Here is a 14,022-nt window from a genome sequence, read left to right as displayed (position 1 = left end):
GGCTGCGGAAGTCTACCGGAAATATCCCAGCACGAGATCGACGTCGGCGCTGCGGGCCGCCGCGCCGGTCAGCTCGGCGTCGATGACGCGGCGACAGGCTTCGATCGCGGCATGGTCGCCGAGATCATTGGCGGCTTCCAGCACGAGCCAGGCCGCGTCCACCGAGGCCTTGTCCGGTGCTCCGCCGCCGAGATCGGTGGTGGCGGCGCTGTTGAGGTTCTTTTTGCGAACGGCGGTGCCGAATTGAGGCAACATTGCAGATACTCCCTGTCCTTAATGTGTACCTGTCAGTGAACTTGGAGCTCGGGCTGACGGCCCGCATCGGCACCCGTGCCGGTCTTGCGCGACTGATAGAACTTCAAGATGCTGCGCGAGGTCTCGATCTTGAGCCGGCCGTATTCGCGCTCGTTGTCCTGGAGCTCGCGCGCCGTGATCAGATGATCCTTGGCGCCGAGGAAGAGCAGTGACATCGTCGTATCCCAGGAGAAGTCGAGCGCCTTGCACAAGACCAGGATCATCTCGCGATTGCGGTCCATCAGCGCGCGCTCGATCACGTCGACCGGCAGCGACGAGAGCAGCGACAGGCCGATCTGTACCTCGTCGAAGCGGTGCTGGCGGGCATAGTTCGAAATCGAATCCTGGTTGAGATTGCCTTGACGGTATTGCGTCGTCACCACGCGCTTGGCGACGAAATAAGTGCGCGAGGACGGACCGAATTTGGACTGGAGATCGCCGGTGACCTCGGTCACCGAGCTCTGGATCTGCGCCATCATCTCGGGCCGCTCGGTCTCGAGGCGGCGGCGGACGTCTTCCGAGGCCTTCGAGATCAGCTGCTGGAAGATGTGGCGCGGCACGTCCTTGCGCAGGCCGAGCTGCTCGGCGAGAATCGAATCGCCCTCGGCGCGGCGGACCATGTGCAACAGGCCCGAGCCGGAGAAGCGCGCGCCCTCGTTCTTCGCGACCGACGTCACGACCTCCTGGTTGCCGCGCTTGACCAGCACGTCGGTCACGGCCTCTCCGATCGACTTGCGCTGGGCGATCGCGAGCAGATGCGACTGGCCCTTGGTCATGGCGCTCTCGACCAGCATCCTGTCGTCGATGCGATTGGAGTCGCGCAGCACGGGACCGGCGACCGCGATCTCGTCGTCGAGGGCGAGCTTCTCGATCACGTTCAAGGGCGCGTGATCGCACGCCGACATCAGCTCCGAAAGCTGCGTTCGCGCGGCGACCTCGATCTCCTCGGCGAGCCGGCCGATCACCTCGCCGAACGTGCTGATCTCGTCGTCGCTGTAGCGGCCGGTGATCAGAATGTCGGTCGCGTGCCACAACGCCTTCACCCGGCTTTCGTCGGTGCCGCGCGCGATCGCGTCGTCCAGATCCTGCAGAAGCGATTTCGCCCCGTCCATCTCGATCACCCCAGTTCTTGGTCGTCTCTTGCGAACCGTTGCGCCGCAATTGACGCGACGCCGAATTCCTCTGGGAACCGACGCTAGAGATGAAACGCGAGAATTCGGTAAAATCGGCAAATCAGTTTTGCCGGGCAAAATTCATTCAAATGCGAGGGAATGGGTTAAGGGGCGGAGAAGGAAGACGGTGCGCTCCCTCTCCCGCTTGCGGGAGAGGGTTGGGGAGAGGGTGTCTCCGCAACGGGACACTCCCCTAGAGGAGAGAGCCCTCACCCGCGCCTTCGGCGCGACCTCTCCCGCAAGCGGGAGAGGTGAGCAAGCCCGCGGCTCGGTCCGAGCAGACCAAAAGCGCCCTCACGGGTTCTGCGGCGTCAGCACCAGCGGCGGCTTTGGCCTCGGCTTGGCCGGCGGCGGGCCCGGGGCGGGCTTGACGTCGATGGCCGGCGGCAGCGGCGCGAGCTGCTGGCTGGCGAGCGGCGGGCTTGGCGCAGCCGGAGCCGCCTGCGGGGCCTTCGGCATCGGCGCGACCTTTGGCTTTGCGAGCGGGCGGCGCGGATCCTGGCCGGGCAGCGGCACATTGGCGGGCGCCTGCTCGGGCGCCCCATCCGGAGACACCAGCGTCGGCAGCGCCGCGGTCGCCGGCGGCGGCTCGCCGCGCTCGATCGCGTCCAACCGGCGCGTCTCGCGGTCGATCGTGCGCACCGCAAGCCAGGAGGACAGCGGCGCAAGATCGATCGTGCGGTTGAGCTTGTCGGGGGAGCCGGCGGCGAACAGCTGAATCTCCGGCGGGGCGCCGGAGAGGCCGGTCATGATCGGCGTCAGGCTGGCGCGGATGTCGGCCTGGTCGGCGGGAATGTCGTAGCCGCCGGACACGATGGCGCGGGCGTTCTTCGCCTCCAGCGGCGTCGCGCCGACGCGCAAGCGTCCGTCGCGGATCGTGAACGGAATCTGCGCCGACGCCACCGCGATCGGTGCGGCGGCCAGCGCGGGCTCGACCAGCTGCCGCAAGCGGTTGTCGTCGGCGACCTGGCCGCCGTCGCTGGCGCGGATCGCGATCTCGAAGGCGCGCGGATTGAGACCGCCGATTTCCGCGGCCTCCAGCGTCACCGTGCCGTTGCCGGCGAGCGCGCCGGTAAGCGCTGCGACGCTGCGGCCCTGGCTGGTCAGTGCCATCTGCACCGAGGCGCGTCCCTTCGGCAGCGCGAGGTTGCGGTAGCGCAGCGCCGCCGCATCGACATTGGCGAGCTCGATGCGCGCATTCAGAGCGAGGCCATTGGCACTGTTGCGCGCGTCGAAGCTTGCCGACATCTCGCCGCCACCGAGCGCGCCCTTGAGCCCATCGAGCGCGAGCGATTGGCCGTCGCTGCGGATCGTGCCGCCGAACGGACGCAGCTCGATGCCGCCGGGCAACATCCCGCGCAACGCCTGAAAGGCGATCCGGCCCCGCCAGCCGGTGATGAGGCCGGCGCTGAGGGGGTCGCTCGCCTCACGCCCGGCTGCGCCGATCGCCATCGCAAGCGCCGGCGCAAGATCGAGCGTATCGAGACCGACCTCGCCGTCGACGCTCTTGTCGGGATGCAGCATCACGGCCAGATGGCCGCGCAGATGCGCGCCGGCCGCATTGCCGTCGAGATCGTCGAAGGTCAGCCGGTTACCCGTCAGCGTAAGGCGCGTTGACAGGCTGACGTTCTGCGCCGATTTGTCGGTCCGGCTGGTCCCGAGCAGCGGCGCCAGATTGACGTTGCGCACGCGCAAGTTCACGCTTCCCTTCGGCTCCGACAATTCGACGCTGCCCTGCGCGTCGGCATCCAGTCCGCCGCCGCTGAGCTTTGCGTTCAGTTGCAGCGGCCGCCGCCAGGCGCCGGTCAGCTTGCCCTCGAACTGCGAAGCGCCCTCGCCTGCGGCCACCACGCGGTCGAGCCCGAGCAGCGCCAGCAGCGCGCCGGCCTGCGGCATCGACACCTTCGAGTCCAGCGTGAAGTCGCTGCTGCGCAGACGCTCGAGGTCGATGCCGCCGATCGCGGAAGCCGGCGTCTGCGCGGCCAGCGTCGCGGTCGCCTTGAGCTGCGGCGCGTCGAGCTCGAGCACGGCGCGGGCGTTGCTGCGATCGGCATGCTCGGCGTTCTTGTCGAGGCTGAGATCGAGCTTGAGGCGGGTCGCGCCTGATGCGGCCGGGATGGCATCGAAGCGCGCGCGCAGCGCGGGCGCAAACGGCTCGATCAGCGCGGTGAGCTCGCGCAGCGAATTGGCCGAGGATTGCAGCGCGAGCTTGCCGGTGACTTTGGCGCGGTCGAAGCTGCCGCTCGCCACGGTGGTCACGCCGCTCGCCTGGCCGAAGCGCAGCTGCTCCAGCGACAGCGAGGCGGGGCCGTAAGCAAGCTTGGCAGCGAACGGACGCAGCTCCTGGCCGGCTGAGATCGCGCGGCCGATATCGAGCGAGAGCTTCGCTTCCTCCGGCCATTCGCCCTGCGGTCCCGCGAGCGCGCGCACGAAGCTTGCGGCGGAGTCGAGGTCGAGCCGGTCGGCCCTGAGGTCGGCGTCGATCCGCGAGCCCTTGCTCGCGCCTGATTGCACGAAGGCGATGCGGCCTTCCACGGTGCCGCCTTCGATGTCGGCCTTCACCCGGTCGATGGCGAGATGGTTGGCGGCGATCGTGACCTCGCCGGCAAGGCGCAGCGGCCGCGTGCTGCGACGGTTGATCTCGCTGCGGCCCTGGAGCCAGGCCACCAGCGTGTCGGGATCGGAGGACTCGACCGAGAGACGGCCGCTGAAGCTGTCGGCACCGGGCGTCGCGCCGTTGAGCGAGAGCTGCGTCATGCCGGGCGCGCGCAGCTCGAGCCGCTGGAAGGTCCAGGACCGTCCGTCGGTCTGGAGCTCGGCCGTGATGTTCTGCAGCGGACGGCCGCCGAGCATGATCTGGTCGGTGTTGAACTCGATCTGGGCCGGGATCGGCGCCTGCGGAATGGCGGCGAGCCCCGCGCGCAGCGCCGGCAGGATGCGGAGCGGCTCGGCATCGTCCCTGGCGGCGAGCCTGTCGGCATCGACCTGCCGCGCCGACAGCACCGCGCGCAGTAGCGGCGAGGCGCCGAATTTGAGGTCGCCGACGCCGCCGAGCTTCAGCGCGCTGTCTTCAGGGCCGAAGCTCGCGTCGATCTGCTCGAACTTCGCGCCGGCCGGATCGGCCTTGAGCCTGGTGGTGAGCTTCCAAGGGGTCGGCCCGGCCTCGCCGGCCTTCTTGGCCGCCGGCACGGCCAGCGTCAGCGCGCCCTCGAATTTCGGCAGGCGGTTGTCGAAGGCGAGCACGCCTTCGAGATCGGCGAGGATGGCGCGCTCGCCGGGATCGATGTTGAGGTGGAGGCGGGTGGCGTTGCCGTCGGCGCTCGGGCCGGACGAGACGCGGAACGGATAGCGCACCCCATTTGCGGTGAAGCGGCCGTCGCCGCGCACCGAGCCGGCGAGCGAGCGGACGTCGCCGGAGAAGGCGATGTCGTGCAGCTCCAGCGTCGAGCGGCTGGCGGCATCGTGCAGGGCAATGCGGCCGGTGAGATTGAGCCGCTCGATGGCGAGCGAGGCCAGATTGAAGGTGCCGCTCGCGGTGGAGGGCAGATCGACCCGCCCACGCGCATCGAGGCCGAGATCGACCGCCATGCCGCCCACCGAAAGCTCGGTGGCGCGCCATTCGCCGCGCATCAGCGAGCCCAGGCTGAACTCGACGTCGAGCTTGTCGGCGCGCAGGCGGCCGAGATCGTTGTTGCCGCCGAAGGTGACCTGGCGCAGCCGCAGCGTCGGCGTCGGCAACAGCCGCGCGTCGAGCTCGCCCGCGACCCGCACCGGCACGCCGATGATCTTGCCGGCCTCCGCCTCGAACTGGGGCCTGAACTGGTTCCAGTCGACGTAGTAAGGCCCGATCAGCGCGGCCAGCAGCGCAATGATGAAGGCAATCGCCAATCCGAGCAGCGTCGTCTGCACGGGTCTCCCCTCGGCCAAACCGGCACCCGGACCAAACCCTGGCCTTCGTGGACTTCAGGCGTGCCGGAACAGCCCCTTATATAGGGGGAAGTGTGGCGAAGTCACAGCGACTGTTGCGCGCGGAGGTTAACGCCGGTGTGCGACCCTCATGGTGAGGAGGCGCACCAAGCGCCGTCTCGAACCATGCAGGCCCCGCTCTCGCCCGCGGCCATCCTTCGAGACGCCCGCTTCGCGGGCCCTCAGGATGAGGGTAGCGCGTGCAGAACCAGCGCCGAAGCCTCACCAGCTCGCCGGCAGCCGCTTCAGGCCGCGCAGCACGAAGGTCGGCCGCCATTCCGGGTTTTCGACGTCGTCGATGCGCAGGTCCGGCAGCCGCCGCAGCAGCGTGGCGATGGCGATCTCGGCCTCGATGCGCGCCAATTGGGCCCCGAGGCAGAAATGGATGCCGCCGCCGAACGACAGCGGCTTCACGTTCTGGCGGGTGACGTCGAGCCGGTCGGGCCGATCAGGATAGACCGCCGGGTCGCGGTTGGCCGAGCCGAGCAGGCACAGCACGGTCTCGCCCTTGGGGATCCGCTTGCCGCCGAGATCCTCGATCTCCTCCAGCGCGACGCGCCCGGTCATCTGCACCGAGGAATCGTAGCGCAGGAATTCCTCGATCGCGCCCTCCATCAGCTCGGGACGCGCCTTGAGCAGCGCAAGCTGGTCCGGGTTGCGATGGAGCGCGAGCAGGCCGTTGCCGATCAGGTTGACCGTTGTCTCGTGGCCGGCGCCGAACAGCAGGATGATGTTGGCGGTCAGCTCCTCGTTGCTGAGCTTGTTGCCGTCCTCCTCGGCCTGCACCAGCTGGGTGATGAGGTCGTCGGCGGGATTCTTGCGGCGCAGCTCGAACAGCTGCTGGAAATACATCTGCGCCAACAGGTTGCCCTCGTTGCCCTTCTTGATCTCCTCCGGCGTGAGGGGCACGGGGTCGAGCAGCCGCCCGCCGTCGCGCGAGCTGTTGTAGAACACCTCGCGATGCTCCTCGGGGATGCCGAGCATGTCGCAGATGATGGTGACGGGCAGGCGGAAGGCGAAATCCTCGATCAGGTCCATGTGGCCGCGGTCGATCACGGCATCGATCGCCTGGTCGACGATCTCCTGGATGCGCGGCCGCATGTCCTCGACCCGGCGCGCGGTGAAGGCCTTGACGACGAGGCCGCGCAGGCGGGTGTGATCCGGCGGATCGGCCTGCAGCATCCAATGGCTCATGCTGCGGAACACCGGCTCGTCCATGATCTTGTCGCTGTAGCGGCGTTTCGAGCGTTCGACGAAATCCTTGCCGAAGCGCTTGTCGCGCATCACCAGGCTGACGTCGGCATGGCGGCTGGCGACGAACTGGCCGAACGGCGTCACATGGATCGGATCGATCGTGCGCAGCCGGTCGTAATGCGGATAGGGATCGCGGATGAAGTCCGGCGAGAGCGGATTGAACAGCGGCGCGCCGCCGGCGCCTTGCACGTGCTCGTTCATGGTGACCTCAAATCGGTTGCCGCATGACACGAATACGCCGACGCTGCCCTGCTCGCGCGGCGTAACCATCCCCTTGAAATATCAACTCGATACATTGTTGTATCGAGTTTCATTCTGCCCTACCCTGCTCCGATGTCAAGGGTGAGAACCAGGCCGACCAGGGACGATACACGCGACAAATTGTTCGAGGCGGCCGCGCGCGTGTTCGAAGCGGACGGCATCGGCGGCGCCAGCATCGAGGCGATCGCGGCGGCGGCAGGCTTCACCCGCGGCGCGTTCTACTCGAACTTCAAAAGCAAGGACGAGCTGATCATCGCCATGCTCGAGGACCATGTCGAGCAGTCGATCCGGCGCAACATGGACATCCTCGCCCAGCACGACAATCTCGACGATTTCATCGCCGCGCTGAAGGCGATGGACCGCACGCGGCAGGATCCGCTCGGCCGCTCCCCGCTGCTGCATATGGAGATGATCCTGTTCGTCGCGCGCGCCGAGAAGCGCCGGCCCGAGCTCGCCAAACGCCTGCGCGCGCGCCGCAAGCTGGTCGCCGACATCATCGAAGCGACGTTGAAGAGCAACGGCAAGAACAGCAATCTGAACCCGCCCTGGATGGCCTCGGTCGTGCTGGCGCTGGAAGACGGCTTTCGCCTGCACCGGCTGATCGATCCCGAGACCACGCCGGCCGACAGCTTTTTGCGCGCGATCACCGATCTCAGGCGCCGGACGGGACTGGCCTCGCGCCAAGATGCAACTTCGTAAAAGCGCAAGCGAGCTTCAACTCGAATGCGGCTGCGACATATGGTCGGTGCGCCGTCGAAGCTGGTGAGCTGCAGCTCGCCTACTTCTTCTTTGCAGGTCCGAAGTCCGGCTGCCAGGCGGCTTCCTTGCGGCTCGGGGCCGCGGCGATGATCTTGGACTTCTCCTTCTTCGGTTTCTTGGCTTCGCGGTTGCCGCGTTGCTGGCCCTTCGCCATGTCGCTCTCCTTTGCCGGTTCAAGTTGGTCGAATTCATCGGGTTGCAGGACCCGTCCGCGCGGGGTGCAGACCCTGACGTCCATGTAGCCTTCGCGCAGCAGTTTTCGCGCGAGCCGCAGCGCGACCGCCGCGGTGCCGCGGCCCAGATTGGAACTGCCGTATTCGTTGGTCCCACTGACCAGGTACGGCACGCGCATCGCCCTACTCATTAAGGATGGCGGCTCCGCATACGAGAAGAAACGGGGGAACGATCATTCCGAGATGCGAACACGCGACATCGAACGCTCCTGCGAAGCCTTCGGCGGGAGCACACGTGACCCTCAGTCACCGGTCGAAGCCGTCGAGACGTGCGGTGATGACCGCGATCCTACGCCCGTGCCGAAGCGATTGCGAGCGTTTAAATGCCTCGCGACGATAGTGCTGGCTATTGCCGCGCCAAGAGCGCATGCTCGCCACGGCCGGCACCGGTTGGGGCTCCACTTGCGAAAGGCAGGCCTGCATGACCATCCGCTCGCGGCGAGAGACCGTCACGTTCAGGCATCCGTTCCGCATGCGCGGCATCGACCGCCTCTTGCCGGCCGGCGCCTACGAGGTCGTCACCGACGAGGAGACGATCGAGGGCCTGACCTTCGCCGCCTATCGCCGCGTTGCCACGATGATCACCGTGCCGGCCGAAGGCGCCGGCGGCATGATGGAGATGCTGTCGATCGGTTCGGTCGATCTCGCGAACGCGCAAGCCGCAGACGCGAGCATCGCCAATGACTGATCATCCCGTTGATCTCGACAAGCACCGCGGCATGGCCGCACAGAAGGCCACCGACCTGCGCCGCGCGCTGGCCGAGGTCGAGGCCAACACCAGAGAGCTGCGCGAGCGCGAGGCCGATCTCGAGCACCGCATGATGACGGTGCCCGCCGCGTCCTGGCCGGAGGCCGCGGTGAAGGCGCGTCATTTGCTCAACCTCTATGCCGCGAGCCTGCCCGCCGAGGACACGCGTCACCGCGCGCTGGTGGCGGCGCTGCTCGACGATTTCGCCCGGCTGTCGGGGGAGAATTGAAGCGAACGACCGCCGCTTGAATTCTCAACACGTGCCGCGCGCGACGGAACGCAGGCGGCCGGTCGCCGCGCTGATTTGAGAGGTGCGATCGCGCCTGGCAATCACGCAACGGAGCAAGCCATGACATTGACCAGCGGCCGCTTTATCAGCCACGAATACGACCGGATGATCGTCCGGTTCTCGATGCATGACGGCACCAGGGAGATTCCTTGCGCCGTCTCGACCTCCGCGATGGACGATCTCGAGCGCGGCCCGCAAGTCAAGCCCGAGCAGCGGGAGGCTCAGTTCACCCGCCTGCGGGACCGCATCGAAGCACGCGCGGCGAGCAAATATCGCGCGACGGAGTTCGAAGGCACGCCGCCGGGCATCGTGCTGCGCGGCATCGATTTCAGGCCTTAGGGAAAGCTCTCTCTACTCCGCCCGAGCCTTGATCTCCGGCAAAGGCGGCTTGCGTTCGAAGGGCTTCTTTTTCGGCGGCGCGGGCAGCAACCCCTCTCTGATCGCTTGTTTCCGGGCCAGCTTGCGGGCGCGACGAATAGCTTCGGATTTCTCGCGAGTCTTTCGCTCGGACGGCTTTTCATACGAGCGCCGCTGCTTCATTTCGCGAAAGACGCCCTCGCGCTGCATCTTCTTCTTGAGAACGCGGAGTGCCTGCTCGACGTTGTTGTCTCTGACGAGTACGTGCAATTGATCCTCCCGACCGGGGGCTGCGAATGGCGACACGTCCTGCAGGCAGCCAATTGCGCAGGAGCTTCATTGCGAATTGTGAGGAAGCAGCCGCGACCTTGGTCGCGGCTTCAGACACAGGTCTGCTTGTCACGGCGATACAGACACCGTGACCATTGTCGTGCAGCGCTGTCAATCGCTAACGTCCTGCTCGCAGATCGACAGACCCACGCAAAGCGCCTCGATCGGAACAGAGGAATTGCCTCGTTCGAAAACAAAATGGCCTGGCTCCTTGCAAAATCCTGGAAATCATATATATTGATGTTGTTCGATTAGCCGCTGTGCCTTGTTGAATGCGCCCGCGGGCTCCTTTTCCAAAGACATCGACGAAGTTGAAGATGACCGCGTGATTGTCGCGCGGAATGCGCTTGCGCGCTTTGGAGAAGAAGATGACGACAGGTACGGTCAAGTGGTTCAATGGCCAAAAGGGCTTCGGTTTCATTCAGCCGAACGACGGCGGCAACGATGTGTTCGTTCACATCAGCGCCGTTGAACGGGCTGGTCTTGCAGGTCTCGGAGAGGGCCAGCAGGTCAATTTCGAGGCCAAGACCGACAAGGTGCGAGGCAAGGTCAGCGCTGAGAATCTCTCGCTGGCTTGATATCGTGGCGCCGTTTCACGGATGTACTGAAACGGTCGCCCTACCCGCTCAATCCCAGGATTGAGCGGGTTTAGTCGTTTGCGGAGCCGGGTGGACGATGAGCACCAAGAAACCGGCAGAGCCGTCACCCGCGAGCGTCGCGCGGTCCGATCGCCGCCGCTTGGCCGCTGAAGACGGAGCGCGGGCAATGGTCGACGCCGAACGGCAGGCCATCGAAGTTCGCAAGAACATGGCGCGGCTCCGAGCTGCGCGCGAGGCCAAGGAAGCGGCTGACGAAGCTGTGCGGCTGGCTTTGCCGGCGCCGGCGCTCAAGAAGCGTTCGAAGAAGCCGACACGATAATCGTCTTCAAGCCGCCGTCGCATTGAGAGGGCCGATCACATGCCGGAGAGTGCAGATCGTGCCTAGAGTGAAGCCAGACCACGGAACCATCACCTTCTTTCTCGCGTCCGGCGCAAATCGGCAGATGTGCCAGCTTGCCACGACATTCAACACGCAGAAGCAGGCCTTCAGCTATCTGCAGAAGCATCGAACTGAGTTCGAGCGGATTGCGCGGGCACAGCTTGCTTCGGGCGAGCTCGAAGACGGGATCGTCGTGCTTTCCATGCTTTAGCCAGAGCGTTGCGACGTATGGCGCTTCTCGAAGGAGAAGTGCGACGTCTAAGGCGTCTTCTCGGGCCGGTTTCGTCGTTCAGCCTCCCTCGCCAACCGCTCGGCCTTCAGTCGTTCCCGATTTGCCTGGAAAGCCTCTTCAGCCTTCTCGTAATCGGTCGCCGGCTTCGCCGCGGCCTGTTTGAAGTGGCTGTTCGCCTCGTTCGCTGCACGCGATGGGGGATGCCGTTTCATCTGTCGTCCTCATGTCTCCGGCAGCTCGAAGTCCTCCGGTGTCGGGGCCTCCTGGTGCTCGCCCTTATTCCTGGATCGGCTTGCTGCGTTTGGCTAGATCAATTCGCACGCGCCACGCGGTCGATCTTATTCCCAGCCATCTCGGGCGCGCAGCTTCTGTCGATCCTGGGCCTTTCGTCCTGAAGCGCCATCCATGCCGGTGATGGGCTCCGGCAGGTATCACTCAACCAAACCGCCGATCTGCCGATGCGTTCCTAATTGCCGAGAATATCGCGGGAAAGCAATCAATTATGCTGAGCGCCTGACCGCGCCGGCACCGGCCTGCGCGACATCGAGCCTCCCCAGCATCGACTTCGCCTGCTCGGCGCAGTGCTCGATCAGCCAGCGCTCGAAGGCGACGGGCGGAAGCGCGGGGGCGTAGAGGAAGCCTTGCACGACGTCGCAGCCGAGTTCGGCCAGCGTCTTGCGCTGGCCCTCGGTCTCGACGCCCTCGGCGACCACGGTCATGCCGAGGCCCTGGCCGACGCGCACCACGGCCGTGGCGATCGCGAGCGCGCCCGCGTCGCGCTCGATGTCGCGCATGAAGCTGCGGTCGATCTTGAGTTCGCGGATCGGCAGGTGCGCAAGGCGGCTGAGGCTGGAATATCCGGTGCCGAAATCGTCCACCGAGAGCCCGACGCCGAGCTCCCGGATCGCGTTCATCGTCTCCAGCGCTGCGACGCTGTCCTGCATGAACGCGCCCTCGGTGATCTCCAGCATCAGGGCGTCCGCCGGCAGGTCGTGGTCGGCGAGGATGTCCTTGAGCCGCGCGGCGAGCGTGACGTTGCGGAAATTGATCGGCGACAGGTTCACCGACACGCAGGGAATCTTGAGGCCGGCACGGCGCCAGCTCGCCATCTGCCGGCAGGCCTCGCGCACCGACCACAGGCCGATCTGCTCGATCAGGCCGCACTCCTCGGCGAGCGGAATGAACTTTGCCGGAGAGACGTCGCCGAGCACGGCATCGTGCCAGCGCGACAGCGCCTCGACACCGTGAATCGCGCCGTCGCAGCTACGGATCTGCGGCTGGTAGCTAAGGCTCAGCGCGCCTTCCGCGATGGCGCGGCGGAGCGCTGCGATCAGCGCCAGGCGCTGCTCGGTGAGTCCGTTCATCTCGGCACTGAAGATGCGATAGGTCGAGCGCCCGGCCTGCTTGGCCATGTACATGGCGGCGTCGGCCTGCTGCATCAGCGTGTCGATGTCGGTGGCATGGTCGGGATAGAGGCTGATGCCGATGCTGGCCGACATCGGCATCAGCTTCGATCCGAGCCTCAAGGGGGCAGCCAGCGCCTCCGTGATGTCGGCCGCGAGGCGCGCGGCGCTCTCGGCATTGCGCTGCGGCAGCAAGATGACGAATTCGTCGCCGCCGAGCCGTCCCAGCATGTCCTCGGGGCCGATCTGCTCGTGCAGACGCTGGGCGAGCTGGACCAGGAGCTCGTCGCCGGCGGCGTGACCGAGCGTGTCGTTGACGTCCTTGAAATGATCGACATCGAGGAAGGCCAGCGCGATATGACTGCCGGTCGGGCAGGCATCGATCGCCGTGGTGATCAGGTGCCGCAACTGCGCGCGGTTCGGCAGGCCGGTGAGGATGTCGTGATAGGCGAGCCGCGCGATCTCGGCGCGGGCCTCCTTGCGTTCGATCGCGAAGGCGCCGAGATTGACGCAGGCCTCGACGATGCGCCGGTGCCAGTTGCTCGGCGCGCGGGGCTCGCGGTAATAAAAGGCGAAGGTCGCGATGACGCGGCCGTCCTTGGCCTTGACCGGGGTCGACCAGCAGGCGCGCAGGCCGATCGCGAGCGGCATCGCCTTGTAGGGCTGCCAGCGGGCATCGGTCTCGAGGTCGGTCGCCAGCACCGGCTCGCCGTAGAAGGCGGCAGTGCCGCAGGAGCCGACATTCGGCCCGATCGCAATGCCGTCCAATGCGCGGGAATAGTCCTCGGGCAAGCTCGGACCTCCGAGCGGGTGGATCAGGCCGGCCGCATCGACGTGGAGCAGCGAACAGACGACGTCGGGCGCGATCTCCTCGACGCGGCGGCAGAGCCTGTCGGCGATGTCGGTAATCGGGACCTCGTCCGCGAGCGAGGCCATGATGAGCTGCTGCAGCGAGCGCAATTGCCTGGTCTCGGTGATGTCCTCGAGCAGCGCGAAGATGTGCTTGACCCGCCCCTTGTTGTCCCGAAAGGCGTCGATCCGGGCGCAGACCCAGATCTCCTCGCCGTCCTTGTCGTAGGTGAGCACTTCGGCTTCGCCGCGGCGACCGCCGCGCATCAGACGCTCGACCAGCTTCGCGATCGCCTTGCGGTCGGTGTGGCAGCCGGCGATGAGCTCGCCTGCGCGGCGGCCCTCGGCCTCACCGCTGGTGTAGCCGAACAGCGTCGTGAAGGCCGAGTTGACGTAGACGATGTTCAGCTCGGTGTCGGCGATGATCACCGCCCGGTTGGTCTGATCGGAGACGGCGTGGAGAAGCCCGATCCTGACGCGGCGCTCGGCATCCGCGGTGACGTCGCGCGCGAACACGACGCGATGGGTCGCGCCGTCATGCGCAACGGACGATAGCGATATGGCCGCACGGATCCGGCTGCCGTCCTGCCGCACGAGGCTGATCTCGTCGCGGAATTCCGCGGCCGGATCGGCCAGAAGGCAATTGAGGGTGAGAATTTCGGCATCGCGGCCGAGCACGTCCGCGCGCGCGAGCTTCCAGATCCGCTCCGCACTGGCGTTGAAATGCGTGATGCGGTGCGCATCATCGACAATGACGACGCCATCGTCGGCGCGTTCCAGTGCAGCCAACAGCACGTCCGGAGTTTCGGTCGCGGGATTATCGGGGGCAGACATCGGGACCCGGGAGCATCGGGAAGAAACGGCAATCTGCCCGAAGCTACGCTCCGATGGTGTCCA

The 14,022-nt window shown here is 66.3% G+C and carries 14 protein-coding genes; 7 read left to right on the top strand and 7 right to left on the bottom strand.

The features are described 5' to 3' along the window. Positions 1 to 12 precede the first annotated feature (12 nt). The 4 genes from E4K64_RS07475 to E4K64_RS07460 form a co-directional block, all read right to left on the bottom strand. The gene (locus E4K64_RS07475) at positions 13 to 255 is read right to left on the bottom strand and encodes a hypothetical protein (protein WP_135162936.1); all 243 of its coding nucleotides are present in this window, start codon (positions 253 to 255) and stop codon (positions 13 to 15) included. A 32-nt stretch (positions 256 to 287) separates the two neighbouring features. Further along, on the bottom strand, positions 288 to 1,406 hold the full coding sequence (locus E4K64_RS07470; protein WP_167771863.1) for a DUF2336 domain-containing protein: 1,119 nt from the start codon (positions 1,404 to 1,406) through the stop codon (positions 288 to 290). A gap of 354 nt (positions 1,407 to 1,760) precedes the next feature. Next, a complete protein-coding gene (locus E4K64_RS07465) occupies positions 1,761 to 5,375 on the bottom strand; it encodes an AsmA family protein (RefSeq protein WP_135162935.1) in 3,615 nt (1,204 codons plus the stop codon). A 279-nt stretch (positions 5,376 to 5,654) separates the two neighbouring features. Continuing rightward, positions 5,655 to 6,887: a cytochrome P450 gene (locus E4K64_RS07460; RefSeq protein WP_167771862.1), complete on the bottom strand. Its 1,233-nt coding sequence runs from the start codon at positions 6,885 to 6,887 to the stop codon at positions 5,655 to 5,657. A gap of 132 nt (positions 6,888 to 7,019) precedes the next feature. On the opposite strand from E4K64_RS07460, the gene E4K64_RS07455 reads away from it, so the two are divergent. Then, a complete protein-coding gene (locus tag E4K64_RS07455) occupies positions 7,020 to 7,646 on the top strand; it encodes a TetR/AcrR family transcriptional regulator (RefSeq protein WP_135162933.1) in 627 nt (208 codons plus the stop codon). A 79-nt stretch (positions 7,647 to 7,725) separates the two neighbouring features. Here E4K64_RS07455 and E4K64_RS07450 read toward each other — a convergent pair whose 3' ends face one another. Continuing rightward, a complete protein-coding gene (locus E4K64_RS07450; RefSeq protein WP_135162932.1) occupies positions 7,726 to 8,058 on the bottom strand; it encodes a hypothetical protein in 333 nt (110 codons plus the stop codon). A 302-nt stretch (positions 8,059 to 8,360) separates the two neighbouring features. On the opposite strand from E4K64_RS07450, the gene E4K64_RS07445 reads away from it, so the two are divergent. The 3 genes from E4K64_RS07445 to E4K64_RS07435 all read left to right on the top strand — a co-directional run bounded on the left by E4K64_RS07445 (position 8,361) and on the right by E4K64_RS07435 (position 9,315). Then, on the top strand, positions 8,361 to 8,627 hold the full coding sequence (locus E4K64_RS07445) for a hypothetical protein (protein WP_135162931.1): 267 nt from the start codon (positions 8,361 to 8,363) through the stop codon (positions 8,625 to 8,627). Then, the gene (locus E4K64_RS07440) at positions 8,620 to 8,916 is read left to right on the top strand and encodes a hypothetical protein (protein WP_126255318.1); all 297 of its coding nucleotides are present in this window, start codon (positions 8,620 to 8,622) and stop codon (positions 8,914 to 8,916) included. Before E4K64_RS07445 ends, E4K64_RS07440 begins: the two co-directional genes overlap by 8 nt. A gap of 120 nt (positions 8,917 to 9,036) precedes the next feature. Next, complete coding sequence (locus E4K64_RS07435; protein ID WP_126255317.1) at positions 9,037 to 9,315, top strand: DUF1488 family protein; 279 nt, start codon at positions 9,037 to 9,039, stop codon at positions 9,313 to 9,315. Between the two features lie 12 nt (positions 9,316 to 9,327). Here the strand turns inward: E4K64_RS07435 and rpsU are convergent, their stop codons facing one another. Next, entirely contained in the window at positions 9,328 to 9,603 is a 276-nt protein-coding gene (gene rpsU, locus E4K64_RS07430) for a 30S ribosomal protein S21 (protein ID WP_027572522.1), read from the bottom strand. A 428-nt stretch (positions 9,604 to 10,031) separates the two neighbouring features. Here rpsU and E4K64_RS07425 point away from each other — a divergent pair, with 428 nt between their 5' ends. From E4K64_RS07425 to E4K64_RS07415, 3 genes are all read left to right on the top strand, one after another. Next, complete coding sequence (locus tag E4K64_RS07425) at positions 10,032 to 10,241, top strand: cold-shock protein (protein ID WP_126255860.1); 210 nt, start codon at positions 10,032 to 10,034, stop codon at positions 10,239 to 10,241. A gap of 187 nt (positions 10,242 to 10,428) precedes the next feature. Then, entirely contained in the window at positions 10,429 to 10,581 is a 153-nt protein-coding gene (locus E4K64_RS41855) for a hypothetical protein (RefSeq protein WP_430642478.1), read from the top strand. 49 nt (positions 10,582 to 10,630) lie between these two features. Further along, the gene (locus tag E4K64_RS07415; RefSeq protein ID WP_135162930.1) at positions 10,631 to 10,852 is read left to right on the top strand and encodes a hypothetical protein; all 222 of its coding nucleotides are present in this window, start codon (positions 10,631 to 10,633) and stop codon (positions 10,850 to 10,852) included. 521 nt (positions 10,853 to 11,373) lie between these two features. Here the strand turns inward: E4K64_RS07415 and E4K64_RS07405 are convergent. Further along, positions 11,374 to 13,959 (bottom strand): EAL domain-containing protein, encoded by a 2,586-nt coding sequence (locus E4K64_RS07405; RefSeq protein ID WP_135162928.1) that lies wholly within the window; start codon positions 13,957 to 13,959, stop codon positions 11,374 to 11,376. Positions 13,960 to 14,022 lie beyond the last annotated feature (63 nt).

Source organism: Bradyrhizobium frederickii (assembly GCF_004570865.1).
GTDB lineage: Bacteria > Pseudomonadota > Alphaproteobacteria > Rhizobiales > Xanthobacteraceae > Bradyrhizobium > Bradyrhizobium frederickii.
This window is presented reverse-complemented; position numbering and strand designations above follow the sequence as displayed.

Coding starts and splice junctions, on each gene's coding strand:
- E4K64_RS07460 (WP_167771862.1), bottom strand. CDS start 6,887: ATGAACGAGCACGTGCAAGGCGCCGGCGGCGCGCCGCTGTTCAATCCG.
- E4K64_RS07405 (WP_135162928.1), bottom strand. CDS start 13,959: ATGTCTGCCCCCGATAATCCCGCGACCGAAACTCCGGACGTGCTGTTG.
- E4K64_RS07425 (WP_126255860.1), top strand. CDS start 10,032: ATGACGACAGGTACGGTCAAGTGGTTCAATGGCCAAAAGGGCTTCGGT.
- E4K64_RS07455 (WP_135162933.1), top strand. CDS start 7,020: ATGTCAAGGGTGAGAACCAGGCCGACCAGGGACGATACACGCGACAAA.
- E4K64_RS41855 (WP_430642478.1), top strand. CDS start 10,429: ATGGTCGACGCCGAACGGCAGGCCATCGAAGTTCGCAAGAACATGGCG.
- E4K64_RS07440 (WP_126255318.1), top strand. CDS start 8,620: ATGACTGATCATCCCGTTGATCTCGACAAGCACCGCGGCATGGCCGCA.
- E4K64_RS07435 (WP_126255317.1), top strand. CDS start 9,037: ATGACATTGACCAGCGGCCGCTTTATCAGCCACGAATACGACCGGATG.
- E4K64_RS07445 (WP_135162931.1), top strand. CDS start 8,361: ATGACCATCCGCTCGCGGCGAGAGACCGTCACGTTCAGGCATCCGTTC.
- E4K64_RS07470 (WP_167771863.1), bottom strand. CDS start 1,406: ATGGACGGGGCGAAATCGCTTCTGCAGGATCTGGACGACGCGATCGCG.
- E4K64_RS07450 (WP_135162932.1), bottom strand. CDS start 8,058: ATGCGCGTGCCGTACCTGGTCAGTGGGACCAACGAATACGGCAGTTCC.
- E4K64_RS07475 (WP_135162936.1), bottom strand. CDS start 255: ATGTTGCCTCAATTCGGCACCGCCGTTCGCAAAAAGAACCTCAACAGC.